This window comes from Variovorax sp. V35 (genome assembly GCF_041154465.1).
In the GTDB taxonomy this organism is placed as follows: domain Bacteria; phylum Pseudomonadota; class Gammaproteobacteria; order Burkholderiales; family Burkholderiaceae_C; genus Variovorax; species Variovorax boronicumulans.
The window spans coordinates 853,526-878,169 of the sequence record NZ_AP028666.1 but is presented as its reverse complement, the minus strand read 5'-3'; the positions used below and the strand labels follow the sequence as shown (position 1 = coordinate 878,169).

Sequence of the window (24,644 nt, the reverse complement as noted above, 5' to 3'; positions counted from 1 at the left end):
CGCGTCATTCCTTGTAGTAGACGATCTGGTTCGACGTGGCGAGCAACGCGCCCTTCTCGCTCCACAGCTGCGCCTTCTGGTCGAAGAAGCCGTTGAAGAACTGCTGCCCCGCCGCGCAGCCCAGCAGGTAGCCCGTGCCGACCTCGGCCAACTCGGCGGCGCCGACATGGAAGTAGGTGGTGATCGACACCGTGCCCGCGGGCACGTGCGTGGCGCGGCGCAGCCACACGCGCGGGTAGAACACGTCGCTCAACGCGGCGAGCGAGGCGAAGTCGAGCGGGCGCGCCTGCGCGTCGCGCACCCACAGGCGCGTTTCGCTGTGCTGCAGGCTGCCGTCCCACCTGGCGGGAATGCCGCCGCTGAAGGGGCGCATCTCGTACTGCTCGAGCCAGGCCACGCCTGACGGGCCGATGCGGATGCGATCGACCGCCTCGGGCTTGGGCGCCTCGGGCATGGTGAGGTCGGCCTGGCTCCACGTGTCGCGGCGCGCGGCGGTAACCACGGTGGCGGTGGTCGTCATGTTCGCGGTGCCGTCGGCGCCGGGCTGCGTGATCGTCACCGTCCAGTGCTGCGTCGAGCGGTTGGTGCGCACGGCGGTGGCCTGGATGTCGAACGCGCCTTCGCCGAGTGCGGCCGCGTAGTTGACGGTCAGCGCGATGGGCGTGCCGAGCAGGTCAGGGTGCTGGAGCACCGCCTGCAGCGCCAGCGCCGCGGTGGTGCCGCCGAACGGACCGACCATGTTCCAGTAGTCGGGACTCGTGGTGCCCGTGAAGTGCCCCACGCGGATGTCGCTGTGGTGCAGGGCCAGGGCTTTGTCGAGGGGGTGTGGGGTCGTGCTGCTCATGGTGATCGCCAGTGTGCCTGCGGAGGAGGACGTCACGCAGTCGTGTGCGGGACGTTGGCGTGCTGCACTGCCGCAGGCGCAGTCAACGCGGCGAGCCGGTGCAGCTTGTCGAGCGTGCTCGGCCACAGGCTCTGACTGAACTGCTCGCGGAAGAAGCCGAAGTGGCCGATGCGCCGCGCCTGCACGTCGGCCGGCGCGATGCGCTCGACCGCACTCGGCGCGCCCGCGTAGAAGCTCACGAGGCTGCGCGTGCCCGCATGCGTCATCAGTTCGTCGTCGGTCATCGAGAGCGCGAGCACCGGGAAGCGCACGCGCGCATAGCTTTGCAGCGCGGGCTCGCCTTCGGCGCCCACGCTGTAGCGCGGGTTCAGGCACCAGCGGCGCCATTGCAGGATCACGCCGCGCGGCAGGTCGCCGACCTTCTTCAGCTTGCGCCCCGGGAAGTAGCCCCACAGGCGCGTCGCCAGCGGCACCAGCACGAACCAGAAATACAGGATGCTGCGTCGCAGCTTCGGCGCGTTCTCGCGCCAGTAGCCGCTGCCGGCCGCGATGCTCACGAGGCCGTCGACCTGCCCGGGCCGCTGCAGGAAGCCCGGCAGCTGCGCACCGAGGCTGTGGCCCAGCAGGTACAGCGGCTCGTCGGGCAGCGCGGCCTTGGCGGCGTCGATCACCGCCTCGTAGTCGCGCGCCCAGTCGAACAGGTCGGCCTGGAAACCACGCAGCGGCGCATCGCCGAGCGAGTCGCCGCTGCCGCGGTAGTCGAAGGTCCAGACCCGCAGGCCCTGCCCCGCGAGCCAGTGCGCGAAGGGCTCGTAGAACGACTGGCGCACGCCCATCGCACCGCCGATGACGATGCTGGCGCGCGGGGCGCCGGCGGGGTCGTAGCGGCGCACCGCCACGTGGGCGCCGGCGTCGACCGGCAGAACCTGCTGTTGCATGCCCTTCTCCTCAATACAGACACGGTCCCTTCGCGAGACACCGCGGAACCGGCTTTGCCGGGCCGCTGGTGTCGCCCCCTGCAAGGGGGTTGGCGAAGCGACACGAAGTGCGCGAAGACTGGGGGTTAGCTCAAACCCTTTCGAAAATTCCTGCAGCGCCCTGGCCCATGCCCACGCACATCGTGACCATGCCGTACTTCAGCTTCTCGCGGCGCAGCGCGTGCACCACGGTGGCCGCGCGGATCGCGCCGGTCGCGCCCAGCGGGTGGCCCAGTGCAATGGCGCCGCCCATCGGGTTGACCTTCGACGGATCGAGCCCCAGTGTGTTCATCACCGCGAGCGATTGCGCGGCGAAGGCTTCGTTGAGTTCGAACCAGTCGATGTCTTCGTGCTTCAGGCCCGCATAGCGCAGCGCGGCCGGAATCGCCTCGATCGGGCCGATGCCCATGATGTGCGGCGGCACGCCCTTGCTGGCGAAGCTCACGAAGCGCGCGAGCGGCGTGAGGCCGTACTGCTTGATGGCCTTCTCGCTTGCCAGGATCAGCGCGCCCGCGCCGTCCGAGGTCTGCGAGCTGTTGCCGGCCGTCACCGTGCCGCGCGCGGCGAACACGGTGCGCAGCTTGGCCAGGCCTTCGATGCTGGTGTCGGGGCGTGCGCCTTCGTCCAGGCTCACGGTGCGGGTCTTGGCGATGGCCTCGCCGGTTTCCAGGTTCGGCGTGCGGTCGGTCACTTCGATCGGTGTGATCTCGTCGGCGAACTTGCCGGCGGCCTGCGCGGCCAGTGCCTTCTGGTGCGAGGCCAGCGCGAACGCGTCCTGCGCCTCGCGGCTCACCTTCCACTGCTGCGCGACCTTCTCGGCCGTGAGGCCCATGCCGTAGGCAATGCCCACGTCGCCTTCGCGCTCGAAGATCGAGGGCGACAGCGAGGGCGAGTTGCCCATCATCGGCACCATGCTCATGCTCTCGACGCCGGCCGCGATCATCACGTCGGCCTCGCCGACGCGGATGCGGTCCGCCGCCATCTGCACAGCCGACAGGCCCGAGGCGCAGAAGCGGTTGACGGTGATGCCGCCGATGCTGGTCGGCAGGCCCGCCAGCACCGCGCCGATGCGCGCGACGTTCAGGCCCTGCTGCGATTCGGGAATCGCGCAGCCGCAGATGATGTCTTCAATGGCCTTCGGGTCGAGGCCGGGAACTGCCGCGAGTGCTGCCTTCAGCGTGGTCGCGAGCAGGTCGTCGGGACGGTAGTTGCGGAAGTAGCCGCGGTGCGACTTGCCGATGGGCGTGCGGGTGGCGGAGACGATGTAGGCGTCTTGTACTTGCTTGCTCATGAAATCTGTCCTTAGTTGCGCACGGGCTTGCCGGTGCTGAGCATCCCCATGATTCGCTCTTGCGTCTTGGGGTGCACGATGAGCGAGCAGAACGCCTTGCGTTCCAGCGTCATCAGGTATTCCTCGGTCACGAGCGAGCCCGCGTCCACGTCGCCGCCGGTGACCACGTTCGCGATCAGGCTGGCAATGTGGAAGTCGTGCGCGCTGATGAAGCCACCGTCGCGCATGTTCACCAGCTGGCCCTTGATCGTCGCGGCGCCGCTGCGGCCCGCCACGCGGAAGGTGCGGCGCAGCGGCGGGCGGTAGCCGGCGTCGGCCATGGCCTTGGCCTGCTGCAGTGCCACGTAGAGCAGCTCGTCCTTGTTCGGCACGATCACGTCGCTGTCCAGCAGGTAGCCCAGCTTCTTCGAGTCGAGCGCGCCGGTGCCCACCTTCGCCATCGCCGCGGCGGTGAAGCCTTCGGTGAGGAACGGCAGCAGGTCGGTGCCCGTCGAGGCCGATGCGTTCTCCGCAGCGCGGCGTGCGATGTAGGTCAGGCCGCCCGCGCCGGGGATCAGGCCCACGCCGACTTCGACCAGGCCGATGTAGCTTTCCATCGCGACGACGCGCTTGGCCGAGTGGATGGCCAGCTCGCAGCCGCCGCCCAGCGCCATGCCGCGCACGGCCGAAATCACCGGCACATTGGCATAGCGGATCTTGAGCATGACGTTCTGCAGCTCTTCTTCCGCGCCTTCGACCGCGCCGATACCGGCGACCACGAAGGCCGGCAGCATCGCCTGCAGGTCGGCGCCGACCGAGAACACCTCGTCGGGCGACCAGATCACCAGGCCCTTGTATTCGGCTTCGGCCAGGTCAACCGCGGCGCCCAGCGCCTCGGCCACGTCGGGGCTGATGGCATGCATCTTCGACTGGATGCTCGCGATGAGCACTTCACCGTCGAGCGTCCACACGCGCACATCGCCTTCGTCGCTGATCGTCGTGCCGGCCGTGTGGGCATCGGCCGCGTTCGCGCCGAGCACGCTCTCGGGGAACAGCTGGCGATCGTGCACGGGCAGCTTGCGCTGCGGCACGAATTTGTTCTGCGACGCGCTCCACGAGCCCTCGGGCGTGTGCACGCCGCCCGCTTGCGCAACCGGGCCTTCGAAGACCCACTTGGGCAGCGGTGCGGTGCTCAGTGCCTTGCCCGCGTCGATGTCTTCCTGCACCCACTTGGCGACTTGCGCCCAGCCGGCTTCCTGCCAGAGTTCGAACGGGCCCTGCTTCATGCCGAAGCCCCAGCGCATCGCGAAGTCGATGTCGCGCGCGCTCTCGGCGATGTCGGCCAGGTGCACGGCGGCGTAGTGGAAACCGTCGCGCAGGATGGCCCAGAGGAACTGGCCCTGCGGTCCTTCGCTCTCGCGCAGCAGCTTCAGGCGTTCGCCCGCGGGCTTCTTGAGCATGCGGCCGTACACCTCGTCGGCCTTGGCGCCGGCGGGCACGTACTCGCCGCTCTTCAGGTCGAAGCGCAGGATGTCGCGACCGGCCTTCTTGAAGAAGCCGGCCTTGGTCTTCTGGCCCAGGTTGCCCAGCTCCAGCAGCTTGGCGAGCACGGGCGGCGTCGCGAAGTTGGCGTAGAACGGATCGGTCTCGGCGTTCAGGTTGTCCTGCAGCGTCTTCACGACGTGGGCCATGGTGTCCAGGCCCACCACGTCGGCGGTGCGGAAAGTGCCCGAGCTCGCGCGGCCCAGCTTCTTGCCGGTGAGGTCGTCCACCACGTCGGGCGTGAGGCCGAACTTCTCGACTTCCTTCAGCGTGGCCAGCATGCCGGCGATGCCGACGCGGTTGGCGATGAAGTTGGGCGTGTCGTGCGCACGCACCACGCCCTTGCCGAGCGTGCTGGTGACGAAGGCCTCGAGGTCGTCGAGCACCTGCGGCTGGGTGGTGGGCGTGTTGATCAGCTCCACCAGGAACATGTAGCGCGGCGGGTTGAAGAAGTGAATGCCGCAGAAACGCGGCTTCAGGGCTTCAGGCAGTGCTTCGCTGAGCTTGGTGATCGACAGGCCCGAGGTGTTCGAGGCCAGGATCGAATGCTTGGCCACGTGCGGCGCGATCTTCTTGTAGAGATCGAGCTTCCAGTCCATGCGCTCTGCGATGGCCTCGATGATGAGGTCGCACTCGCCGAGCTTGGCGAGGTCGTCTTCGTAGTTGGCCTGCTCGATCAGGCCTGCGTCGGCCACGTCGCCCAGGGGCGCGGGCTTGAGCTTCTTGAGGTTGTCGATGGCGCGCGTGACGATGCCGTTCTTCGGGCCTTCTTTTGCGGCCAGGTCGAACAGCACGACAGGCACGCGCACGTTGACGAGGTGGGCGGCAATCTGCGCGCCCATCACGCCGGCGCCGAGCACGGCGACCTTCTTCACTTGAAATCGGGACATGGCTGAGTTTCGAAGTTATGAATCAGTTCGGGAAACACCGCGGAACCGGTTTGGCCGGACCGCTGGTGCTGCCCCTTGAGGGGGAGGCTGCTACACGAAGTGAGCAGCTACGGGAGTGGGTCAAGCTATCAAAAAACAAAAGGGAACCTCCGCTGCATCGGTGATGCGCTACGCCGAGTCCGACTCGGCACCTGGTGTCGATGGCGATTCGTCTGCTTCCAGTGAATTTGCAAAGAGAACCAGTCCTCCAAAACCCAACAGACCGCAGATCGCCCAACCGAAACCGACCCACCACGGGAATGCCATCGCGCCGCCGCCACCTCTGTACCCGGGTGCAAGGGGGACAGTTGCGAGTACCCCAATAAAGGTGATGACAGCGGCCGCACCAGCAGCAACCACCACGAGAGCAAGGCCACCGATCAACTTTCCCGACGAGACGCTCATGTCACCTGCCCTCCGTTGCACACTTACTGCACACGGTTCCAGGTTTGGGTGCGCCAGAACGGGCCGAGGTAGCCACGGACCTCGAGCTTCTTGCCGCCGTCGATCGGCGTGAAGCTCGCGCGGTATTCCTTGCCGTTCTCGGGGTCGAGGATCTTTCCGCCTTCCCAGACGTCCTTGCCCTCGGCCTTCTTGCCGCCACGGATGATCTCCAGGCCCGCGATGGGCTTGCCCTTGCGGTCGTCGGCGCATTCGTCGCAGGTGGCGTCGGGCTTGGTGTCTTTCTTCAACGACTTCTCGATGCGACCGAGCAACGCACCGTTGGTCTCGGCGATGCGGATCTCGGCCTTGGCCTCGCCCGTCTTGTCGTCGACGTTGCGCCACAGGCCCACCGGCGTGCTCTGGGCCATGGCCGAGACGGCGGTGACGGTGAACAAGACGGCTGCAAGCGTTGCTTTCATGAGCGGGCTCCCGGTGGGTCGATGAAGAAAGGCTGTGTGCCGCTTAAGCGAGTGCGGCGTCGGTGTCCATCAACACCTTGCTGCCGGCGCGCGCGGTGCGCATCAGCATCACGGTCTCGGGGAACAGCTTGGCGAAGTAGAAGCGTGCGGTCTGCAGCTTGGCGACGTAGAACGGATCGTTGTTGCCGGCAGCGATTTCGCGCAGCGCCACTTGCGCCATGCGGGCGAACAGGTAGCCGAACACGAAGTGGCCAGCCACGCGCAGGTAGTCGACGGCGGCGGCGCCCACTTCGTCGGGGTTCTGGAAGCCCTTGAAGCCGATCTCGGTGGTGAACTTGGTGAGCTGGTCGCCCAGCATTGCGATCGGGTTGATGAACTCGGCCATCTTCTCGTTCACGCCTTCTTCTTCCACCAGCTTGGCGACGAGCTTGCCGAACTTCTTCAGCGACGCGCCGTTGTTGCCCAGGATCTTGCGGCCCAGCAGGTCCAGCGACTGGATGGTGTTGGTGCCTTCATAGATCATGTTGATGCGGTTGTCGCGCACGAACTGCTCCATGCCCCATTCCTTGATGAAGCCGTGGCCACCGAAGACCTGCATGCACGAGTTCGTCGCGATGTGGCCGTTGTCGGTGATGAAGGCCTTGACGATGGGCGTGAGCAGCGCGACCAGCTCGCCGCTGTCCTTGCGCACCTTTTCGTCAGGGTGGTTGTGTTCCTTGTCCAGCAGCAGCGTGCAGAAGATCTGCAGCGCGCGGCCGCCTTCGGCGTACGCCTTGGCCGTGAGCAGCATCTTGCGCACGTCGGGGTGCACGATGATCGGGTCGGCTTCCTTGTCCTTGGCCTTCACGCCCGAGAGCGAACGCATCTGGATGCGGTCCTTGGCGTAGGCCAGTGCGTTCTGGTAGGCCACTTCGGTCAGGCCGAGCGACTGGTTGCCCACGCCCAGGCGGGCGGCGTTCATCATCACGAACATGGCGGCCAGGCCCTTGTTGGGCTCGCCCACCAGCGTGCCGGTGGCGCCTTCGATCACGATCTGCGCAGTGGCGTTGCCGTGGATGCCCATCTTGTGCTCCAGGCCGGCGCAGAAGATCGGGTTGCGCTCGCCCAGCGAACCGTCGGCCTTGACGTGGAACTTCGGCACCACGAACAGGCTGATGCCCTTGCTGCCCTTGGGCGCGTCCGGCAGGCGAGCCAACACCAGGTGAATGATGTTGCTCGTCATGTCGTGCTCGCCGGCCGAGATGAAGATCTTGCTGCCGGTGATGCGGTAGGTGCCGTCCGCCTGCGGCTCGGCCTTGGTGCGCAGCAGGCCCAGGTCGGTGCCGCAATGGGGTTCGGTCAGGCACATGGTGCCGGTCCACTCGCCGCTCGTGAGCTTGGGCAGGTAGGTCTTCTTCTGGTCGTCGGTGCCGTGCGCGGCCAGTGCCTCGTAGGCGCCGTGCGAGAGGCCCGGGTACATGGTCCAGGCCTGGTTGGCGCTGTTGAGCATTTCGAACAGGCACTGGTTCACCACGAACGGCAGGCCCTGGCCGCCGAAGGCCGGGTCGCACGACAGTGCAGGCCAGCCGCCTTCGACGTACTTGGCGTAGGCGTCCTTGAAGCCCGTGGGCGTCTTCACTTCGTGCGTGGCCTTGTCGAGCACGCAGCCTTCTTCGTCGCCGCTGATGTTCAGCGGGAAGGTGACTTCGGCCGCGAACTTGCCGGCCTCTTCGATCACGGCGTTGATGGTGTCGGCATCGGTCTCGGCGTGGGCCGGCAGTGCCTTGAGTTCCTCGGCGACGTTGAGCACTTCGTGCAGCACGAACTGCATGTCACGCACGGGGGGGTTGTAGGTAGGCATCCGGGACTCTCCTGGTCGAAGCTAGATAGATTGGAAAAAACGAAAACGGAAAAACGAAACGGGCAACCGTGGCGCTCAGCGCACGGTCTTGAGCCGGCGCGTGCCGCGCGCAGCGGGCGCGGACTCGGCGGCATTGGAAGCAGGCGGCGCGTCCGGCGTGGCGGCGCGCGCGAGGATGTTGTCGAAGCCGACGTTGGCGCGGCCGATGGAGCCGGGCACCTGCAGGAAGCGGGCTTCGTAGTGCAGCGCGAGGATCAGGCCGTGGATCTCGAACCCGACCTGGCGCTCGTCGGCGTCGGCGCGCAGGTGGCCTTCGGTCTTGGACTGCACGATGGCGCGCAGCACGGCGGCCTGCCAGATGCTGACCGACTCGACCAGCGCGTCGCGCACGGGGCCCGGGCGGTCGTCGAACTCGGAGGCGCCGCTGATGTAGATGCAGCCCGAGTCGATCTCGGTCGAGGTGCGCTTCATCCAGTTGGCGAACATGGCGCGCAGGCGCGGCAGGCCGCGCGGGGCCTGCAGGGCGGGGAAGAACACCTCCTGCTCGAAGCGCGCGTGGTACTCGCGCACCACCGAGATCTGCAGTTCCTCCCGCGAGCCGAAGTGGGCGAACACGCCCGACTTGCTCATCTTGGTGATTTCGGCCACGGCGCCGATCGACAGGCCCTCGAGCCCGATCTGCGCGGCCAGCGCCAGCGCGGCGTCGACGATGATGGCCTTGGTCTGCTGGCCCTTGGGGGCGGCGCGGGCCGGCTTGGCGGGAACGGCGGTGGCAGACATCGTGAAAGCTCCGAATAAAACGAACGGTCGTTCTATTTTGCAGGGGCTTTGCACTTTTGACCGCAAATGACCTTGGGTGGCGCTGGGTTAATAAAGGTTAGCCAAAGCAAGGGGCGGCCGCCAGGGGGCCGCACCCTTGCCCCGCGGGATCAGAACTCCTGCGACACCGGCCGCAGCACGACCTCGTTGATGTCTACGTTGGCCGGCTGCTCCACCGCGTAGACGATGGCGCGCGCCACCGAGTCGGCCGGAATCTGGTTGGCGTCGTAGAAGGCCTTCACGCCGGCGGCGCTTTCGGCGTCGCTGCTGCCGAACTTCAGCTCCGAGTCCACCGCGCCGGGCGACACGATGGTCACGCGCACGCCGCTGTTGCCCACCTCCACGCGCAGGCCCTCTGAGATGGCCCGCACCGCGTGCTTGGTGGCGCTGTAGACCGTGCCGATGGGCGTGAACACCTTCAGCCCGGCAATGGAGGCGACGTTGACGATGTGGCCGCTGCCCTGCGCCTGCATGCGCGGCAGCACGGCGGCGATGCCGTAGAGCACGCCCTTGATGTTGACGTCGATGGTGCGGTCCCACTCGTCGACCTTGAGCTTGTCCAGCGGCGACAGCGGCATCACGCCCGCGTTGTTGACCAGCACGTCGATGCGGCCGAAGGCCTCGACGGTGGCGGCCGCGAGCTTTTCCAGGTCGGCGCGCTTCGCCACGTCGGTGGCCACGGCGATGGCGTCGCCGCCGGCCTCGCGAATCTCGGCGACGACCTGGTCGAGCCGGTCGGTGCGACGGGCCGCGAGCACCACCTTGGCGCCGCGCGCGGCCAGGTGGCGGGCCGTCGATTCGCCCAGGCCGCTGCTGGCGCCGGTGACGATGGCGACCTTGCCCTGGATGTTGTCTTGAATGGAGGTCATGGAATTTCCTTTGGGATGTGTTGAAGAAGTGCATGCAGTGTGGAAAATCCACGCGTTCCAGTAAATGAAACTCTGGCGACTTCAGAATTCCTCAAAAAGGAACACCCCATGTCCAACCGCCTCGAAGCCCTGCGCGTGTTCTTCACCGCCGCCGATGCCGCCAACTTCCGCGAGGCGGCCGTGCGCCTGTCGGTGTCGCCGCAGGTGGTGACGCGCGCGGTGCGCGAACTCGAAGAAGAGCTGGGCGAACCGCTCTTTCACCGCAGCACGCGCGGCGTGCAGCTCACCGATTTCGGGCGCCAGCTCGCCGAGCGCGCCCGCGTGGCCGTGGGCGGCGTGGACGACCTCTTTCATCGCATCGACCGGCGCGCGCTGTCGCAGCACACGGGCACGGTGCGGGTCACGGCGCCGCATGTGTACGCCCGGCTGATCCCGCAGGCGCTGGCGCCGCTGCTGGCGCAGCATCCCGGGCTGGTGCTCGACCTGCGGCTGTCGGAGCAGCATGCCGACGTGGTCGACCAGCAGATCGACCTCGGCGTGCGCGTCGGCCCGATGCGCGACGCGCGCTTCGTGGCGCGGGGTGTAGGAAAGATGTCGCTGTGCGTGGTGGCATCACCCGCGCTCATCGAGCGGGTCGGTGCGCCGCGCACCGTCGATGCGCTGTCCGCGCTTCCGGTGACGGCGCTGATCGACCACAGCTCGGGCCGGCCCTGGCCGTGGGCCTTCAGCAAGAAGCGGGTGTTCACCGTGTCGTCGCCCGCGTTCGTGACGGACAACATCGACGCCGAATGCGCCGCGGTGCTGGCGGGCATCGGCTTCGGCCAGCTCATCGGGCCGCTGGCGCAGCCGTGGCTGCAGTCGGGTGCGCTGGTGGAGGTGCTGGCAGCCGAGGCGCCCGAGCCCTGGCCGATCCACGTCTACCGCCCGCAGCGCGCGCCGGTGCCGGCGCGCGTGCGGCTGGTGTACGACGAGCTGGTGCGCGTGCTCAGAGCTTGAAGGGCACCACGTCCTGGCGCTGCTCGCCCAGGCCTTCGATGCCCAGCGTCATCACGTCGCCCTTCTTCAGGAACAGCGGCGGCTTCATGCCCATGCCGACGCCGGGCGGCGTGCCGGTGGTGATCACGTCGCCGGGCATCAGCGTCATGAACTGGCTCACGTAGCTCACGAGCTTGGCCACGCTGAAGATCATGGTCTTGGTGCTGCCGGTCTGCACGCGCTGGCCGTTGAGGTCGAGCCACATGGCGAGCTTCTGCGGGTTCTCGATCTCGTCGCGCGTGACGAGCCAGGGGCCGATGGGGCCGAAGGTGTCGCAGCCCTTGCCCTTGTCCCAGGTGCCGCCGCGCTCGATCTGGTATTCACGCTCGCTCACGTCGTTGATGGTGCAGTAGCCGGCCACGTAGTCGAGTGCGCTCTTTTGCGAGACGTAGCGTGCCTTCGTGCCGATGACCACGCCCAGCTCGACCTCCCAGTCGGACTTGACCGAGCCCTTGGGCAGCATCACCGGGTCGTTCGGGCCCTGGATGCAGCTGGTGGCCTTCATGAAGACGATGGGTTCCTTGGGCACCGGCAGGCCCGACTCGGCCGCGTGGTCGGCGTAGTTCAGGCCGATGGCAATGAACTTGCCGACGTTGGCCACGGGGCTGCCGAAGCGTGGCTTGCCCTTGACCAGCGGCAGCTTGTCGACCTTGGTCTTGCGCAGCTTGGCAAGGGCGGCATCGCCGAGCTGGTCGGGACCGATGTCCTTGACGACGGCGCTCAGGTCGCGCAGCTTGCCTTCGTTGTCGATGAGGCCGGGCTTCTCTTTGCCGGGGTTGCCGTAGCGGACGAGTTTCATGCGTTCCTTTCAGTGCATTGAAATAGGGAATGGGGTCAGTAGGTGGAGCGGCCACCGGAGAGGTCGAAGACCGCGCCGGTGGAAAACGAACAATCGTCGGTGCAGAGCCAGCCGACCATCGCCGCCACCTCTTCCACGGTGCCGAAGCGGCCCATGGGAATCTTCGAAAGCATGAAGGCGATGTGGTCGGGGGTCATCTGGTCGAAGATGGCGGTCTTCACCGCCGCGGGCGTCACGCAGTTCACGCGGATGCCGGTGTCGGCCAGCTCCTTGCCGAGCGACTTGGTGAGCCCGATGACGGCGGCCTTGCTCGCACTGTACGCGCTGGCGTTGGGGTTGCCGTCCTTGCCCGCCACCGAGGCGATGTTGACGATGCGGCCTTCGCCTTTCGTGCCCTGCCTGCGCATCTGCGCCACCACCTCGCGGCAGCACAGGAACACGCCGTTGACGTTGACCTCCATCACCTGGCGCCAGTCGTCCACCGGGTAGTCCCACAGCTTGACGTTGGGCCCGGTGATGCCGGCGCTGTTGACCAGCGCATCGATGCGCGGCGCGTGCGCGAGCGTGGCGGCCACGGCCTTCGCGACCGACGGCTGCTGCGTCACGTCGACCTTCAACGCGAAGGCCTTGGCGCCCAGCGCTTCGGCCGCGCGCCCGGCGGCGGCCTCGTCGCGGTCCCACAGCGTGACGCTGCCGCCCGAGGCGACGAGCCGCTGCGCGATGCCGAAGCCCAGCCCCGTGGCACCGCCGGTGACCACGGCGTGGCGGCCTTCGAAATCGAGCCGGTTCATATCGTGATGCCGCCGTCGACCGTGAAGTACTGGCCGGTGGCGAAGATGGATTCGTCGCTCGCCAGGAAGACGACCACCGGCGCGATCTCCTCGGCCTGCGCGAGCCGGCCCATGGGCTGGCGCGCCACGAAGGCCTTGCGCGCGGCCTCGGGGTCGGCGTTGGCGTTGATGCGATCGCCCAGCGAGGGCGTGTCGACCGTGCCCGGGCACACGGCATTGCAGCGGATGCCGCGGGCCACGTAGTCGGCCGCCACGCTCTTGGTGAGGCCGAGCACGGCCGCCTTGGTGGTGCCGTAGACGAAGCGGTTGGGCAGGCCCTTCATGCTGGAGCACACGCTGGCCATGTTGATGATGCTGCCGCGCCCGGCCGCGAGCATGCCGGGCAGCACGGCCTGGATGGTCCACATCTGCGCGCGCACGTTGAGGCGGAAGGCGAAGTCGAGGTCGTCGTCGCCGGCCTGCTCGATGGTGCCGTTGTGCACCACGCCCGCGCAGTTGAACAGCACGTCCAGCGTGGGCAGCTGCGCCACGACCGCGCCGATGGCCGCCTTGTCGAGCACGTCGAGCTTCAGGGCCGTGACGTTCGCCACGCCGGCATAGGCCGACAGCAGCTGCTCGTTGACGTCGGTGGCCCACACATGGGCGCCCTCGGCCGCGAGCGCCAGCACGCTGGCGCGGCCGATGCCCTGGCCGGCGGCGGTGACGAGCACGGTCTTTCCCTTCAATCTCATGGTCGGTGTCTCCTGGGGTGTTCTGCGGATGCGGGGTGGGTTCGGGTTAGGCCCGATGGGTGACATCTGTGAATCGCCGTATTCTGAATTGGCCTTACCACTTGTCCAATTCAGGACAACCCTTAAGCCGATCCACCGCCTCGCCCGCACCCACACCCTGCTCCTGTGCCGCTCCAGACCGTCGAACCCCAACGCCTCTATCGCCAGATTGCCGACCAGCTCCGGGGGCTGATCGCCAAGGGCGAGTTCGATGTGGGCGCGCGCCTGCCCGCCGAGCGCGATCTGGCCAAGCAGCTGGGCGTGAGCCGGCCGTCGGTGCGCGAAGCGCTCATCGCGCTGGAGGTCGAGGGCTGGGTCGAAGTGCGCACCGGTTCGGGCGTGTACGTGCTCGACCGCTCGCACCGCGCGAGCGCACCGGTGGCGCCCACCGAGTGGGGGCCGTTGGAGCTGATCCGCGCGCGCCGCGTGATCGAGGGCGAGACCGCCGCCATCGCCGCCCTCTCGGGCAAGCGCAAGGACGTGGACGCGATGACGCGCGCCATCGCCACCATGCGCGAGATGGCCGACCGCAACGTCATGCCGCTGGACGGCGACCGCGCCTTTCACCTGGCCATCGTCGGCGCCAGCGGCAACGTGGTGCTGGTCGAGACGGTGCAGGGCTTCTGGGATTCGCGCCGCGGGCCGATCTTCACGCGGCTGGGCGGCTACTTCGAGACCGTGACCTCGTGGCGCGCCGCCATCACCGAGCACGAGGCGATCCGCGACGCCATTGCCGCGCGCGACGCCGACGCCGCGCGCAGCGCGATGCACACGCACATGGACAACTCGCACCACCGTTTCAGCGCGAGCTGGCGCCGCGCCAAGCCCGCCTGATTTCTCGCCAGCCTTCCTGCCAGTTCACTACAACGGAGACACACCCCATGATCAGCAGCAGCAAGAACAGCAAACGCACCGCCCTCAAGGCCCTGGCCGCCTGCGCCCTCGCGGCCGGCGCGCTGGGCGCGACGGGCATCGCCTCGGCGCAGACCAAGCTCAAGTGGGCGCACGTCTACGAGACCTCGGAGCCCTTCCACAAGTACTCGGTGTGGGCGGCCGAGGAGATCAAGAAGCGCAGCAACGGCAAGTACGACATCCAGGTGTTCCCAGCCTCCAGCCTGGGCAAGGAAGCCGACATCAACCAGGGCCTGACGCTGGGCACGGTCGACATCGTGCTGACCGGCGCGAGCTTCGCGGGCAACAGCTACAAGCCGCTGGCCATCACCTACTTTCCGTTCATCTTCCGCGACGCGGAGCACCAGCTGAAGTACGCCAGGAGCGACGTGTTCAAGGAACTCGCCAAGGGCTACGACGACAAGACCGGCAACCACATCACGGCGCTCAACTACTACGGCGCGCGCCACGTCACCTCGAGCGCGGCCAAGCCGGTGAGCAAGCCCGAGGACATGAAGGGCCTGAAGATCCGCGTGCCCGACGCGCCCGCCTACCTGGCCTTCCCCAAATCGCTGGGCGCCAACGCCACGCCGATCGCCTTCGCCGAGGTCTACCTCGCGCTGCAAAGCGGCACCGTGGATGCGCAGGAAAACCCGCTGCCCACCATCGAGGCCAAGAAGTTCTACGAGGTGCAGAAGAACATCTCGCTGACCGGCCACATCGTCGACTCGCTGCTCACCGTGGTCTCGGGCCAGCTGTGGGCCAAGCTCAGCGCCGACGAGAAGAAGATGTTCAACGACGTGATGCAGGAAGCCGCCGAGAAAACCGGCCGCGAGATCATCGCCTCCGAGACCCGGCTGGTGGAGGAGTTCAAGAAGAAGGGCAACAACGTGATCACGGTCGACAAGGGCGCCTTCCGCGAGGCCGTGCTCAAGAACACCAAGCCCACCGACCACGGCTACCGCCAGCAGGACTACGACCGCATCATCGCGATCAAGTAAGGCCACACGATGAGTGACGACAAGCTGCTGGGCGACGACGGCGAATTCCACGCCAAGGACGAGGCCGTCGACCTGTCCGGCACCACCGTGGAGGCCTGGGCCGCCCTGGGCATCTTCTGGGTGCTGGGCCTCACGGTGCTCTACCAGTTCGTGACGCGCTACGTGCTGAACGACTCGGCCTCCTGGACCGAGGAGATCGCGCGCTACCTGCTGGTGGGCACGGTGTTCGTGGGCGCGTCGATCGGCGTGGCGCGCAACAACCACATCCAGGTCGACTTCTTCTACCGCCACATGCCGCCGGCCATGGGCCGCGCGCTGGGCCTGCTGGTCGACGTGCTGCGCACCGCGTTCTTCGCGGCAGCGGTGGTCATGACGGTGCAGATGATGCTCAAGATCGGCAACAACGCGAGCATGACCATCGTCGACCTGCCGATGAACATCGTCTACGGCGTGTGCCTGCTGGGCTTCGTCGCCATGTGCGTGCGCTCGGTGCAGGTGAGCGTGGTGCACTGGCGCCGCGGCTACTGCGTGCTGGAGCGGCCCGAATCCACGATCGACGACCGCTGAGGTCGCAACCCCACCCCACAACGACAACAACATGCTGAAGATCGCCTTCCTGCTCTTCATGAGCGCCGGCATCCCGGTCGCCGTGGCCATGGCCGGTGCCTCGCTGGTCTACATCCTCTGGAGCGGCAACCTGCCGGGCTTCGTCGTCATTCACCGCATGGTGAGCGGCGTCGACAGCTTTCCGCTGCTGGCCGTTCCCTTCTTCATCCTCGCCGGCAACCTGATGAACAACGCCGGCATCACCAACCGCATCTACAACTTCGCGCTCGCGCTGGTGGGCTGGCTCAAGGGCGGCCTGGGGCACGTGAACATCCTGGGCTCGGTGATCTTCTCGGGCATGAGCGGCACCGCCATCGCGGACGCGGCCGGCCTGGGCACGATCGAGATCAAGGCGATGAAGGAGCACGGCTACTCGACCGAGTTCGCGGTCGGCGTGACCGCGGCCTCGGCCACACTGGGGCCGATCATTCCGCCGAGCCTGCCCTTCGTGATCTACGGGATGATGGCCAACGTGTCGGTGGGCGCGCTGTTCATCGCGGGGCTGATGCCGGGGCTGATCATGACGCTGCTCATGATGCTCACGGTGGCCTACTACGCGCACAAGAACGGCTGGGGCGCGGACGTGAAGTTCCAGTGGCCGCGCCTCATGAAGGCGCTGGTCGAGCTGCTGGTGGTGTGCCTGTGGCCCACGCTGCTGTGGTTCGCAGTCGACAAGTTCGGCGCGCCGGCCCAACCGGCGGTGGCCATTGCGCTGGTGATCCTTTTCGCGGCCGACAAGGTCTTCAAGTTCGAGGCGGTGCTGCCGATCATGACGCCGGTGCTGCTCATCGGCGGCATGGCGACGGGCCTGTTCACCGCCACCGAAGGCGCCATTGCCGCCTGCGTGTGGGCGATGGTGCTGGGCTTCTTCTGGTACCGCACGCTGCAGTGGAAGATGTTCGTCAAGGTCTGCCTGGAGACGGTGGAGTCGACCTCGACGGTGCTCTTCATCGTGGCGGCCGCCTCGATCTTCGGCTGGATGCTGACGGCCACCGGCGTCACGGCCGACATCGCGAGCTGGGTGCTCAACTTCACCAAGGAAGCCTGGGTGTTCCTGCTGCTCGCGAACCTGCTGATGCTGTTCGTGGGCTGCTTCCTGGAGACCACGGCGGCCATCACGATCCTGGTGCCGATCCTGCTGCCGATCTCGAACCAGCTGGGCATCGACCCGGTGCACTTCGGCGTGGTGATGGTGCTCAACCTCATGATCGGCGTGCTGCATCCGCCGATGGGCATGGTGCTGTTCGTGCTGGCGCGCATCGCCAACCTCAGCATCGAGCGCACGACGATGGCGATCCTGCCCTGGCTGGTGCCGTTGCTGTTGAGCCTGGGCATCATCACCTACTGGCCTGCCACCGTGCTGTGGCTGCCGAAGATCATGCAGTAACGACCACCGCCGGCGCACCCGCGCCGGCTCCGAGAACGATACCCACGATGACTCCCTACATCCGACTCCATCCCGCCGACGACGTCGTCATCGCGCGCTCGCAACTGCTGGGCGGCACGCTCGTCGAGAACGTGGCCGTGCGCGGCCTGATCCCGCCGGGCCACAAGGTCGCCATGCGCGCCATCGCGCAGGGCGAACCGGTGCGCCGCTACAACCAGATCATCGGCTTCGCGAGCAAGCCCATCGCGCCCGGCGAGCACGTGCACACGCAGAACCTGGACATGGGCCCCGACAAGGGCGACTTCGAGCGCGACTACGCCTTCGGCGCCGACGTGAAGCCCGCGCCCGCGAAGCGCGAGGCCACCTTCATGGGCATCAAGCGCGCCGATGGCCGCGTGGCCACGCGCAACTACATCGGCGTGCTGACCAGCGTGAACTGCTCAGCCACCGCTGCGCGCGCCATTGCCGACCACTTCTCGCGCAAGACCAATCCGCAGGCGTTGGCGGCGTTTCCGAACGTCGACGGCGTGGTCGCGCTCACGCACGGTACGGGCTGCGGCATGGACACGCAGGGCATGGGCATGCAGATCCTGGAGCGCACGCTCACGGGCTACGCCACGCACCCGAACTTCGCGGGCGTGCTGGTGGTGGGGCTCGGCTGCGAAGCCAACCAGATCAACGCCTGGCTCGCGACCGGCCACCTGGCCGAGGGCGAGAACTTCCGCACCTTCAACATCCAGGACACGGGCGGCACGCGCAAGACGGTCGAGAAAGGCGTGGCGCTCATCAACGAGATGCTGCCGCGCGCCAACGCGGTGAAGCGCGAGCCGTGCAGCGCGGCGCACATCACCATCGGGCTGCAGTGCGGCGGCTCCGACGGCTACTCGGGCATCAGCGCGAACCCGGCGCTGGGTGCGGCGGTCGACCTGCTGGTGGCGCACGGCGGCACGGCCATCCTGAGCGAAACGCCCGAGGTGTACGGCGCCGAGCACCTGCTGACGCGCCGCGCGGTGAAGCGCGAGGTCGGCCAGAAGCTCGTGGACCGCATCAAGTGGTGGGAGCACTACACAGAGATCAACGAGGGCGAGATGAACAACAACCCCTCGCCCGGCAACAAGGCGGGCGGGCTCACGACCATCCTCGAGAAGTCGCTGGGCGCGGTCGCCAAGGGCGGCACGAGCAACCTCGAAGCGGTGTACGAATACGCCGAGCCCGTCACTGCGCACGGCTTCGTCTACATGGACACGCCGGGCTACGACCCGGTGAGCGCCACGGGCCAGGTGGCGGGCGGCGCGAACCTGATCTGCTTCACGACCGGGCGCGGCTCGGCCTACGGTTGCGCGCCCTCGCCCTCGCTCAAGCTCGCGACCAACTCGGCGCTGTGGCAGCGGCAGGAAGAAGACATGGACATCAACTGCGGCGAGATCGTGGACGGCACGGCCTCGATCCAGGAGATGGGCCAGCGCATCTTCGAACTGGTGCTGGCCACGGCCTCGGGCGCGCACTCGAAGAGCGAGCAGCACGGCTACGGGCAGAACGAGTTCGTGCCGTGGCAAGTCGGCGCGGTGATGTGAGGCCCGCCCTCCCCTTCGGCTATGCCATCCCATTGAACGCACGAGGAGCCTGATCCATGTCCAGAACCCTGCCGGCCGACGGCCTGCAAGCCAACGTCGCCCGCATCCTCGAAGCCGCGGGCAGCAGCGCCGCCGAAGCACAGCAGGTGGCCGCCAACCTCGTGCTGGCCAACCTGAGCGGGCACGACTCGCACGGCGTGGGCATGCTGCCGCGCTACATCGATGCGGTGGCCGAGGGCGGCCTCGTGCCCAACGCCGCCGTGAAGGTCAACCTCGACATCGGCACGCTGATGGGCCTGGACGGCCAGCACGGCTACGGGCAGATCGTCGGCGTGCAGGCGATGGAGCTCGGCATCGCGCGCGCGAAGCAGCACGGCAGCTGCATCTTCACGCTCGCGAACGCGCACCACCTGGGGCGCATCGGCCATTTCGCCGAGATGGCGACGGCCCAGGGGCTGGTGGCGATGCACTTCGTCAACGTGCTCTCGCGGCCCGTGGTGGCGCCCTGGGGTGGCGGCGACGGGCGCTTCGGCACCAACCCGTGCTGCATCGGCATTCCGCTGGCGGGCGCCGAGCCCTTCGTGCTCGACTACGCGACCAGCCGCGTGGCGCAGGGCAAGATGCGCGTGGCCCACAACAAGGGCGAGCAGGTGCCCGACGGCTACCTGATCGACGAACGCGGCGCGCCCACCAACGACCCGGGCGTGGTCGTGGTGCCGCAGGGCAACGGCCTGTTCGGCGCGCTCATGACCTTCGGCGAACACAAGGGCTACGGCATGGCGGTGGCGTGCGAGCTGCTGGGCGGCGCGCTCACGGGCGGCGGCACCTGGCACCGGCCGGCGGACACGGCGCGCACGGTGCTCAACGGCATGCTGACGGTGCTGATCGACCCCGTGAAGCTCGGCACGCAGAAGGCCTTCGACGAAGAGGCACGCGAGTTCATCGGCTGGCTGCGGCAAAGTCCGCCGGGCCAGGGCTTCGAGGCCGTGCAGATCGCGGGCGAGCCGGAGCGCCGGGCGCGCGCGGCACGCCGGCGCGACGGGGTATGGGTCGATGACGCGACCTGGGGCGAGATCGTCGCCGCCGGCGCGAAGGTGGGCGTGGCCGTCGCCTAACGCCGCGCCGCCTGGCGCGACTTCTGGCTCAGCACCAGCGCGATGCCGCCGAGGATCGCCACCGAGGCGAGCGCCAGCCGCGGCGTGATCGCTTCCGACAGGAACAGCACGCCGCCGAACGCTGCAAGCAGCGGCACCGACAGCTGCACGGTCGCCGCCCGCAAGGCCGACAGGCGGCCCAGCGCCGCGTACCAGACGACGTAGCCAAGCCCCGAGGTCAGCGCACCGGAGGCCACGGCCAGCGCGACGCCGCGCGCATCGGCGTGCGCGCGCGTGGCGAACACCAGGCTCAGCGCCAGGGCCAGCGGCACGGCGCGCAGGAAGTTGCGAGCGGTCGCGGCCAGCGGGTCGGCCACGCCCCGGCCGCGCAGCGAATACACGCCCCACGCCACGCCCGCCACCGCCATCAGCACGGCGCCCAGCAGCGGCGGCGCGGCAACGCCCGGCGACACCAGGTAGACGAGCCCGGCGGCCGCAAGGACGAAGCCGCACCACGCCAGCACCCCGAAGCGCTCGCCGCCGCCCAGGCCCGCGCCCAGCATCGTGAGCTGCACCGCGCCGAAGAGGATCAGCGCGCCCGTGCCCGCCGGGAGGCTGAGGTAAGCGAAGGAGAAGAACGCGACGTACGCGAACAGCATGACGGCCGGGAGCCAGCCGGTCTGCCCGAGAGTGGACGGCTGCGCCCGGAAGCGCACGACGAGCGCCAGCGTGATCGCCCCGGACGCCAACCGGATGCTGCCGAAGCTGGCCGGGTCGATGCCGCCGTGCTGCAGCGCGAGTCGGCACAGCAGCGAGTTGGCCGCGAACGCGACCATGGCGACGGCGGTGAGCGCAACGGCGTGCAGGAGAGGGGCCGGGCGGGCAGCGGCGGCGTCAGGCATGGCGCGCCCCGGAAGGCCAGCGGCGGCGGGAAGGACAAGCACTCATGCGAGCCTCCGATCCAGAGGTCATGCGAAACGGGCTTGTCACCGCGGCACCGCGTGGCGGCAAGGGAGGAAATCGATCGTACGCGCCGCAAGGGGCCGCGTCGAGTTCAGCGTTACGGCGCCGGACTTGCCGGCAAGGCCGTCAAACGATCAGGGCGATCGTGGCTTCCAGGTGTTCGGACGGCGCGCGGCGGAAACCCGAGCGCGCAAAGCGCTGCAGCTGCCCGACCACGAAGGCCGTGAGCGCCGCGGCGCGCACCTGGGCGTCGACGCTGGGCGTGGCCGAGCCGTCGGCGGCGGCCGCGCCGCGCAGCACCTGGCGCAGCGTGGCCTCGATCTTGTCGAAGAACTGGTTCATGCGCTGCTGCAGGCGCTCGTTCTCGAACACCAGGGCGTCGCCGACCATGACGCGCGTCATGCCGGGGTTGCGCTCGGCGAACTGCACCAGCAGCACGAGGATGCGGGCCGCCTGCTGGCTGCCGGTGGCGCCTTCGCGCTCGAGGATCTGGTTGACCAGCGTGAAGACGCTCTGCTCGATGAAGTCGATGAGGCCCTCGAACATCTGGGCCTTGCTCGCGAAGTGGCGGTACAGGGCCGCCTCGCTCACCTCGAGCCGCGCGGCCAGCGCGGCGGTGGTGACCCGCTCGGCACCGGGCTGCTCCAGCATGGCGGCCAGCGCCTGCAGGATCTGCACGCGCCGCTCGCCCGGCTTGGGGCGCTTGCGCGTCGGTGCGGCGGCGGGCGTGTCGGCCGGGGTCTCTACGCCGGGGGCAGCTGTCTCTTCGTTCTGCATGGGAGCGCGTGCAAAGATGTAATCAATTGATTCTCGCACAGCGCAGTGAGCGCGCGCCTTCCGCCGACGGAAGGCACGCGGAGGGCGCTCAACGCGCCCGGATCATCGTGCCGTAGGCCTGATCGGTCAGGATCTCGAGCAGCATCGCATGGGGCACGCGGCCGTCGATGATGTGCACCGCGTTCACGCCGCTCTTGGCCGCGTCGAGCGCGCCTTCGATCTTGGGCAGCATGCCGCCCGAGATGGTGCCGTCGGCGAACAGGTCGTCGATTTCGCGCGCGCTCAGGTTGGTGAGCAGGTTGCCGTTCTTGTCGAGCACGCCGGGCGTGTTCGTCAGCAGCATGAGCTTCTCGGCCTTGAGCACCGTGGCCAGCTTGCCGGCGACGACGTCGGCGTTGATGTTGTAGCTCTCGTTCTCCTCGCCGAAGCCGATGGGGCTCACGACGGGAATGAAGGCGTCGTCCTGCAGCGCCTTGACCACGCTGGGGTCGATGGAAACGATGTCGCCGACCTGGCCCACGTCGTGGTGCAGGTTGGGGTCGGTGCGGTCGGCCAGCTTGAGTTTTTGCGCGCGAATGAGGCCGCCGTCGCGTCCCGTGAGGCCCACGGCCTTGCCGCCGGCCTGGTTGATCAGGCCCACGATGTCCTGCTGCACCTCGCCGGCCAGCACCCATTCGACGACTTCCATGGTCTCGGCGTCGGTCACGCGCATGCCCTGCACGAAGCTGCCCTTCTTGCCCAGCTTGTTCAGCGCGGCCTCGATCTGCGGGCCGCCGCCGTGCACCACCACCGGGTTCATGCCGACCAGCTTGAGCAGCACCACGTCTTCGGCGAAGTCGGCCTGCAGCGCGGGGTCGGTCATGGCGTTGCCGCCGTACTTGATGACGATGGTCTTGCCGTGGAACTTGCGGATGTACGGCAGCGCCTGGGCCAGGATCTCGGCCTTGTCGCGCGGAGGGATGTTGAGGACGGGGTCGGTCATGGGCGGTCAGGCTCCAAAGCGGTGGACGATGGGAAGAATTCTCGCAACAAGGCGGCGCCGGCGGTCAGGGCCGCAGCCAGCGCGGGACCTTGAAGCGCACGATCATCAGGTACGCCCCGACGTAGGTCGTGACGAACAGAAGGCAGAACAGCATCAGCACGAAGGTGTTGTTCCAGAACAGCACCGCGGGCACCACCGACAGCGCGGCGAACATCCACAGGTAGGGCGAGGTGCGGTTGTTGCGCGCCAGCAGCTGGCGCGCCTCGTCGTCCGCGAAGGCCACGCGCACGATGCGCCGGAAGATCAGCTGGTGGAAGTGCAGCGCGTCGGCCGTGCCCGGCGACTGGCCCCGGGCCAGCTTGCGGTAGATGGAGAACAGCGTCTCCCACACCGGGTAGATCAGCAGCAGCATCGGGAACCATGGCGACACCACGCGGTGGCGCTGCACCAGCGTCACGCAGGCCACGGCGATCACCATGCCCCAGACGTAGGCGCCGCCGTCGCCGGCGAAGATCTTGCCGCGCGGGTAGTTCCAGACCAGGAAGCCGAAGGTGGCGCCGACCAGGCAGATCACCATCGCGGCCAGCTGCCGGTCGCCCAGCTGCAGCGCGACGTGCGAGATCGCCAGGCACACGAGCACGGCCACGGTGCCGGCCAGCCCGTTGTAGCCGTCGATGATGTTGAAGGCATGCGGCAGGCCGCCGATGGCCAGGGCCGCGAAGACCAGTGAGGCATAGGGCAGCAGCGCCAGCCAGCCGTCGAGCGTCTCGAAGCCGGTGCGCGCCACGCCCAGCCCCTGCACCCAGCACACCAGCAGCGCCGAGCCGATGGTCAGGCCCAGCCGGTAGCGCACCTTGACCTGCTGGGTCACGTCTTCGACGATGCCGCCGAGCACGGCGGGCAGGATGCACACCAGCGTGAGCATCGAGGACTTGAGCGGCCAGGCGATGTTCAGCGGCTCGATCAGGCCGGCGCCCAGCCAGGCCGCGCTCATGCCGAGCATGATGCCGGCCCCGCCCAGGCGCGGCACGTGGCCCTTGTGGAAACGCTGGGGCATGTCGGCGCCGTAGCGGCGCGCGTGTCTGCGCGCGCGGCGCATGAACAGCTGCACCGCGATCGCGGAGACGAAGAAACTGAGGATGATCAGGGCAATCATGAGTGGGGTTGGGGGAACCCTAGAATTCCCGAGCGAAATTAGACCATGCCCACGCCCCCTTCTTCACCCCACGCCCCGGTCACCCTGTCGATCGTGAGCCACGGCCAGCTCGCGCTGGTGCTGCCGCTGCTCGAGCAGCTCGACCGCCACAGCCGAGGCTCGATCGCCAAGGTCGTGCTCACGCTGAACATTCCCGAGGCCGATCTGCTCGCAGGACGCCCCTGGGGCTTTCCCATCGAGCGCATCGAGAACGCGGCGCCCCTGGGCTTCGGCGCCAACCACAACCAGGCCTTCGCGCGCTGCGACACGCCCTGGTTCCTGGTGCTCAACCCCGACATCCGCTTCGACGCCGACGTGCTCGCCCCGATGCTCGTCCAGGCCGCACCCGACGCCGGCCTGATGACGCCGCGCATCCTGGAGTCGGGCCGGCCCGAGCCCGAGCCGCACCGCGCGCTGCTGACCCCCTTCGAGATCCTGGGCCGCAAGAAGCCCGGCTACCAGCCGCCGGCCGTGCCGGCCTGGATTCCCGGCCTGTTCATGCTGTTTCGCAGCGAGGCCTACCGCCGCATCGGCGGCTTCGACGAGCGCTTCTTCATGTACGGAGAAGACTTCGACATCTGCGCCCGCACCCGGCTGGCCGGCTGGAAGCTCCAGGTGACCGAAGACCTGCGCGCGCGCCACGATGCCCAGCGCGCCAGCCACCGCAGCAAGAAGTACCTGTACTGGCACGTGACCAGCCTGCTCAAGGTGTGGCTGTCGGGCGCTTTCTGGCGCTACTGGCGGCTGCAGCGCGCCGCTGCCTGAAAAGGCACGGCGGCGTTTGCGAGGACAATCGGGGCCGAAAAGCCCCGCACGAAAAGCCCGC

General features: G+C 68.0%; 24 protein-coding genes. 8 read left to right on the top strand and 16 right to left on the bottom strand.

Translation table 11 applies throughout. The annotated features are described in order from the left end of the window. Positions 1-4 precede the first annotated feature (4 nt). The 9 genes from ACAM42_RS03965 to ACAM42_RS03925 all read right to left on the bottom strand — a co-directional run bounded on the left by ACAM42_RS03965 (position 5) and on the right by ACAM42_RS03925 (position 9,953). Positions 5-844 (bottom strand): acyl-CoA thioesterase, encoded by an 840-nt coding sequence (locus tag ACAM42_RS03965; protein ID WP_369631179.1) that lies wholly within the window; start codon positions 842-844, stop codon positions 5-7. A 32-nt stretch (positions 845-876) separates the two neighbouring features. After that, the gene (locus ACAM42_RS03960; protein ID WP_159278635.1) at positions 877-1,782 is read right to left on the bottom strand and encodes an alpha/beta fold hydrolase; all 906 of its coding nucleotides are present in this window, start codon (positions 1,780-1,782) and stop codon (positions 877-879) included. Positions 1,783-1,912: 130 nt separating this feature from the next. After that, positions 1,913-3,112 (bottom strand): acetyl-CoA C-acyltransferase, encoded by a 1,200-nt coding sequence (locus ACAM42_RS03955; RefSeq protein ID WP_070060215.1) that lies wholly within the window; start codon positions 3,110-3,112, stop codon positions 1,913-1,915. Positions 3,113-3,123: 11 nt separating this feature from the next. Next, the gene (locus ACAM42_RS03950) at positions 3,124-5,523 is read right to left on the bottom strand and encodes a 3-hydroxyacyl-CoA dehydrogenase/enoyl-CoA hydratase family protein (RefSeq protein ID WP_369631178.1); all 2,400 of its coding nucleotides are present in this window, start codon (positions 5,521-5,523) and stop codon (positions 3,124-3,126) included. A 168-nt stretch (positions 5,524-5,691) separates the two neighbouring features. After that, on the bottom strand, positions 5,692-5,967 hold the full coding sequence (locus ACAM42_RS03945; protein WP_369631177.1) for a hypothetical protein: 276 nt from the start codon (positions 5,965-5,967) through the stop codon (positions 5,692-5,694). Positions 5,968-5,990: 23 nt separating this feature from the next. Further along, positions 5,991-6,425, bottom strand: a complete 435-nt coding sequence (locus tag ACAM42_RS03940) for a DUF2147 domain-containing protein (RefSeq protein WP_070060217.1) — start codon at positions 6,423-6,425, stop codon at positions 5,991-5,993. Between the two features lie 43 nt (positions 6,426-6,468). Then, positions 6,469-8,265, bottom strand: a complete 1,797-nt coding sequence (locus ACAM42_RS03935; protein WP_070060218.1) for an acyl-CoA dehydrogenase C-terminal domain-containing protein — start codon at positions 8,263-8,265, stop codon at positions 6,469-6,471. 75 nt (positions 8,266-8,340) lie between these two features. After that, entirely contained in the window at positions 8,341-9,045 is a 705-nt protein-coding gene (locus ACAM42_RS03930) for a TetR/AcrR family transcriptional regulator (RefSeq protein WP_070060219.1), read from the bottom strand. Positions 9,046-9,194: 149 nt separating this feature from the next. Next, on the bottom strand, positions 9,195-9,953 hold the full coding sequence (locus ACAM42_RS03925; RefSeq protein ID WP_070060220.1) for an SDR family oxidoreductase: 759 nt from the start codon (positions 9,951-9,953) through the stop codon (positions 9,195-9,197). A gap of 108 nt (positions 9,954-10,061) precedes the next feature. On the opposite strand from ACAM42_RS03925, the gene ACAM42_RS03920 reads away from it, so the two are divergent. Further along, positions 10,062-10,949, top strand: a complete 888-nt coding sequence (locus ACAM42_RS03920; RefSeq protein WP_369631176.1) for a LysR family transcriptional regulator — start codon at positions 10,062-10,064, stop codon at positions 10,947-10,949. On the opposite strand, the gene ACAM42_RS03915 is transcribed toward ACAM42_RS03920, so the two are convergent. The 3 genes from ACAM42_RS03915 to ACAM42_RS03905 are packed head-to-tail and all read right to left on the bottom strand — an operon-like array spanning position 10,939 to position 13,309. Beyond that, positions 10,939-11,787, bottom strand: a complete 849-nt coding sequence (locus tag ACAM42_RS03915) for a fumarylacetoacetate hydrolase family protein (RefSeq protein ID WP_159278639.1) — start codon at positions 11,785-11,787, stop codon at positions 10,939-10,941. The two genes, ACAM42_RS03920 and ACAM42_RS03915, sit on opposite strands and share 11 nt — an antisense overlap. A gap of 35 nt (positions 11,788-11,822) precedes the next feature. Further along, positions 11,823-12,578, bottom strand: a complete 756-nt coding sequence (locus ACAM42_RS03910) for an SDR family NAD(P)-dependent oxidoreductase (protein ID WP_070060223.1) — start codon at positions 12,576-12,578, stop codon at positions 11,823-11,825. Continuing rightward, positions 12,575-13,309: an SDR family oxidoreductase gene (locus ACAM42_RS03905; protein WP_062471114.1), complete on the bottom strand. Its 735-nt coding sequence runs from the start codon at positions 13,307-13,309 to the stop codon at positions 12,575-12,577. The genes ACAM42_RS03910 and ACAM42_RS03905 overlap by 4 nt, the downstream gene beginning before the upstream one ends. Before the next feature lie 165 nt (positions 13,310-13,474). On the opposite strand from ACAM42_RS03905, the gene ACAM42_RS03900 reads away from it, so the two are divergent. From ACAM42_RS03900 to ACAM42_RS03875, 6 genes are read left to right on the top strand one after another with little or no spacing between them, the layout of a single operon-like run. Continuing rightward, positions 13,475-14,182 carry a FadR/GntR family transcriptional regulator gene (locus ACAM42_RS03900; protein WP_062471117.1) on the top strand — a complete coding sequence of 236 codons (708 nt, stop codon included), beginning with the start codon at positions 13,475-13,477 and terminating at the stop codon, positions 14,180-14,182. 47 nt (positions 14,183-14,229) lie between these two features. After that, the gene (locus ACAM42_RS03895) at positions 14,230-15,240 is read left to right on the top strand and encodes a sialic acid TRAP transporter substrate-binding protein SiaP (RefSeq protein WP_307582850.1); all 1,011 of its coding nucleotides are present in this window, start codon (positions 14,230-14,232) and stop codon (positions 15,238-15,240) included. Positions 15,241-15,249: 9 nt separating this feature from the next. Beyond that, on the top strand, positions 15,250-15,807 hold the full coding sequence (locus ACAM42_RS03890; RefSeq protein ID WP_070060225.1) for a TRAP transporter small permease: 558 nt from the start codon (positions 15,250-15,252) through the stop codon (positions 15,805-15,807). Between the two features lie 31 nt (positions 15,808-15,838). Continuing rightward, positions 15,839-17,233: a TRAP transporter large permease gene (locus ACAM42_RS03885; protein ID WP_095743531.1), complete on the top strand. Its 1,395-nt coding sequence runs from the start codon at positions 15,839-15,841 to the stop codon at positions 17,231-17,233. A gap of 47 nt (positions 17,234-17,280) precedes the next feature. Next, a complete protein-coding gene (locus ACAM42_RS03880; RefSeq protein WP_369631175.1) occupies positions 17,281-18,807 on the top strand; it encodes a UxaA family hydrolase in 1,527 nt (508 codons plus the stop codon). 56 nt (positions 18,808-18,863) lie between these two features. Continuing rightward, positions 18,864-19,922 (top strand): malate/lactate/ureidoglycolate dehydrogenase, encoded by a 1,059-nt coding sequence (locus ACAM42_RS03875; RefSeq protein WP_070060228.1) that lies wholly within the window; start codon positions 18,864-18,866, stop codon positions 19,920-19,922. Here the strand turns inward: ACAM42_RS03875 and ACAM42_RS03870 are convergent. The 4 genes from ACAM42_RS03870 to ACAM42_RS03855 all read right to left on the bottom strand — a co-directional run bounded on the left by ACAM42_RS03870 (position 19,919) and on the right by ACAM42_RS03855 (position 23,779). Beyond that, entirely contained in the window at positions 19,919-20,803 is an 885-nt protein-coding gene (locus ACAM42_RS03870; protein WP_369631174.1) for a DMT family transporter, read from the bottom strand. The genes ACAM42_RS03875 and ACAM42_RS03870 overlap by 4 nt on opposite strands. Positions 20,804-20,990: 187 nt before the next feature. Beyond that, a complete protein-coding gene (slmA, locus tag ACAM42_RS03865; protein ID WP_062471138.1) occupies positions 20,991-21,641 on the bottom strand; it encodes a nucleoid occlusion factor SlmA in 651 nt (216 codons plus the stop codon). An 88-nt stretch (positions 21,642-21,729) separates the two neighbouring features. Next, entirely contained in the window at positions 21,730-22,623 is an 894-nt protein-coding gene (argB, locus tag ACAM42_RS03860; protein WP_307635969.1) for an acetylglutamate kinase, read from the bottom strand. Between the two features lie 64 nt (positions 22,624-22,687). After that, complete coding sequence (locus ACAM42_RS03855; protein WP_062471143.1) at positions 22,688-23,779, bottom strand: glycosyltransferase family 4 protein; 1,092 nt, start codon at positions 23,777-23,779, stop codon at positions 22,688-22,690. Positions 23,780-23,824: 45 nt separating this feature from the next. On the opposite strand from ACAM42_RS03855, the gene ACAM42_RS03850 reads away from it, so the two are divergent. Further along, a complete protein-coding gene (locus ACAM42_RS03850) occupies positions 23,825-24,583 on the top strand; it encodes a glycosyltransferase family 2 protein (protein ID WP_307635970.1) in 759 nt (252 codons plus the stop codon). The last annotated feature ends 61 nt before the right edge of the window (positions 24,584-24,644 follow it).

What these genes read in the sequence shown, in the direction of transcription:
- ACAM42_RS03965 (WP_369631179.1), bottom strand. Translation starts at nt 844, where the DNA reads ATGAGCAGCACGACCCCACACCCCCTCGACAAAGCCCTGGCCCTGCAC.
- ACAM42_RS03960 (WP_159278635.1), bottom strand. Translation starts at nt 1,782, where the DNA reads ATGCAACAGCAGGTTCTGCCGGTCGACGCCGGCGCCCACGTGGCGGTG.
- ACAM42_RS03955 (WP_070060215.1), bottom strand. Translation starts at nt 3,112, where the DNA reads ATGAGCAAGCAAGTACAAGACGCCTACATCGTCTCCGCCACCCGCACG.
- ACAM42_RS03950 (WP_369631178.1), bottom strand. Translation starts at nt 5,523, where the DNA reads ATGTCCCGATTTCAAGTGAAGAAGGTCGCCGTGCTCGGCGCCGGCGTG.
- ACAM42_RS03945 (WP_369631177.1), bottom strand. Translation starts at nt 5,967, where the DNA reads ATGAGCGTCTCGTCGGGAAAGTTGATCGGTGGCCTTGCTCTCGTGGTG.
- ACAM42_RS03940 (WP_070060217.1), bottom strand. Translation starts at nt 6,425, where the DNA reads ATGAAAGCAACGCTTGCAGCCGTCTTGTTCACCGTCACCGCCGTCTCG.
- ACAM42_RS03935 (WP_070060218.1), bottom strand. Translation starts at nt 8,265, where the DNA reads ATGCCTACCTACAACCCCCCCGTGCGTGACATGCAGTTCGTGCTGCAC.
- ACAM42_RS03930 (WP_070060219.1), bottom strand. Translation starts at nt 9,045, where the DNA reads ATGTCTGCCACCGCCGTTCCCGCCAAGCCGGCCCGCGCCGCCCCCAAG.
- ACAM42_RS03925 (WP_070060220.1), bottom strand. Translation starts at nt 9,953, where the DNA reads ATGACCTCCATTCAAGACAACATCCAGGGCAAGGTCGCCATCGTCACC.
- ACAM42_RS03920 (WP_369631176.1), top strand. Translation starts at nt 10,062, where the DNA reads ATGTCCAACCGCCTCGAAGCCCTGCGCGTGTTCTTCACCGCCGCCGAT.
- ACAM42_RS03915 (WP_159278639.1), bottom strand. Translation starts at nt 11,787, where the DNA reads ATGAAACTCGTCCGCTACGGCAACCCCGGCAAAGAGAAGCCCGGCCTC.
- ACAM42_RS03910 (WP_070060223.1), bottom strand. Translation starts at nt 12,578, where the DNA reads ATGAACCGGCTCGATTTCGAAGGCCGCCACGCCGTGGTCACCGGCGGT.
- ACAM42_RS03905 (WP_062471114.1), bottom strand. Translation starts at nt 13,309, where the DNA reads ATGAGATTGAAGGGAAAGACCGTGCTCGTCACCGCCGCCGGCCAGGGC.
- ACAM42_RS03895 (WP_307582850.1), top strand. Translation starts at nt 14,230, where the DNA reads ATGATCAGCAGCAGCAAGAACAGCAAACGCACCGCCCTCAAGGCCCTG.
- ACAM42_RS03890 (WP_070060225.1), top strand. Translation starts at nt 15,250, where the DNA reads ATGAGTGACGACAAGCTGCTGGGCGACGACGGCGAATTCCACGCCAAG.
- ACAM42_RS03885 (WP_095743531.1), top strand. Translation starts at nt 15,839, where the DNA reads ATGCTGAAGATCGCCTTCCTGCTCTTCATGAGCGCCGGCATCCCGGTC.
- ACAM42_RS03880 (WP_369631175.1), top strand. Translation starts at nt 17,281, where the DNA reads ATGACTCCCTACATCCGACTCCATCCCGCCGACGACGTCGTCATCGCG.
- ACAM42_RS03875 (WP_070060228.1), top strand. Translation starts at nt 18,864, where the DNA reads ATGTCCAGAACCCTGCCGGCCGACGGCCTGCAAGCCAACGTCGCCCGC.
- ACAM42_RS03870 (WP_369631174.1), bottom strand. Translation starts at nt 20,803, where the DNA reads ATGCCTGACGCCGCCGCTGCCCGCCCGGCCCCTCTCCTGCACGCCGTT.
- slmA (WP_062471138.1), bottom strand. Translation starts at nt 21,641, where the DNA reads ATGCAGAACGAAGAGACAGCTGCCCCCGGCGTAGAGACCCCGGCCGAC.
- argB (WP_307635969.1), bottom strand. Translation starts at nt 22,623, where the DNA reads ATGACCGACCCCGTCCTCAACATCCCTCCGCGCGACAAGGCCGAGATC.
- ACAM42_RS03855 (WP_062471143.1), bottom strand. Translation starts at nt 23,779, where the DNA reads ATGATTGCCCTGATCATCCTCAGTTTCTTCGTCTCCGCGATCGCGGTG.
- ACAM42_RS03850 (WP_307635970.1), top strand. Translation starts at nt 23,825, where the DNA reads ATGCCCACGCCCCCTTCTTCACCCCACGCCCCGGTCACCCTGTCGATC.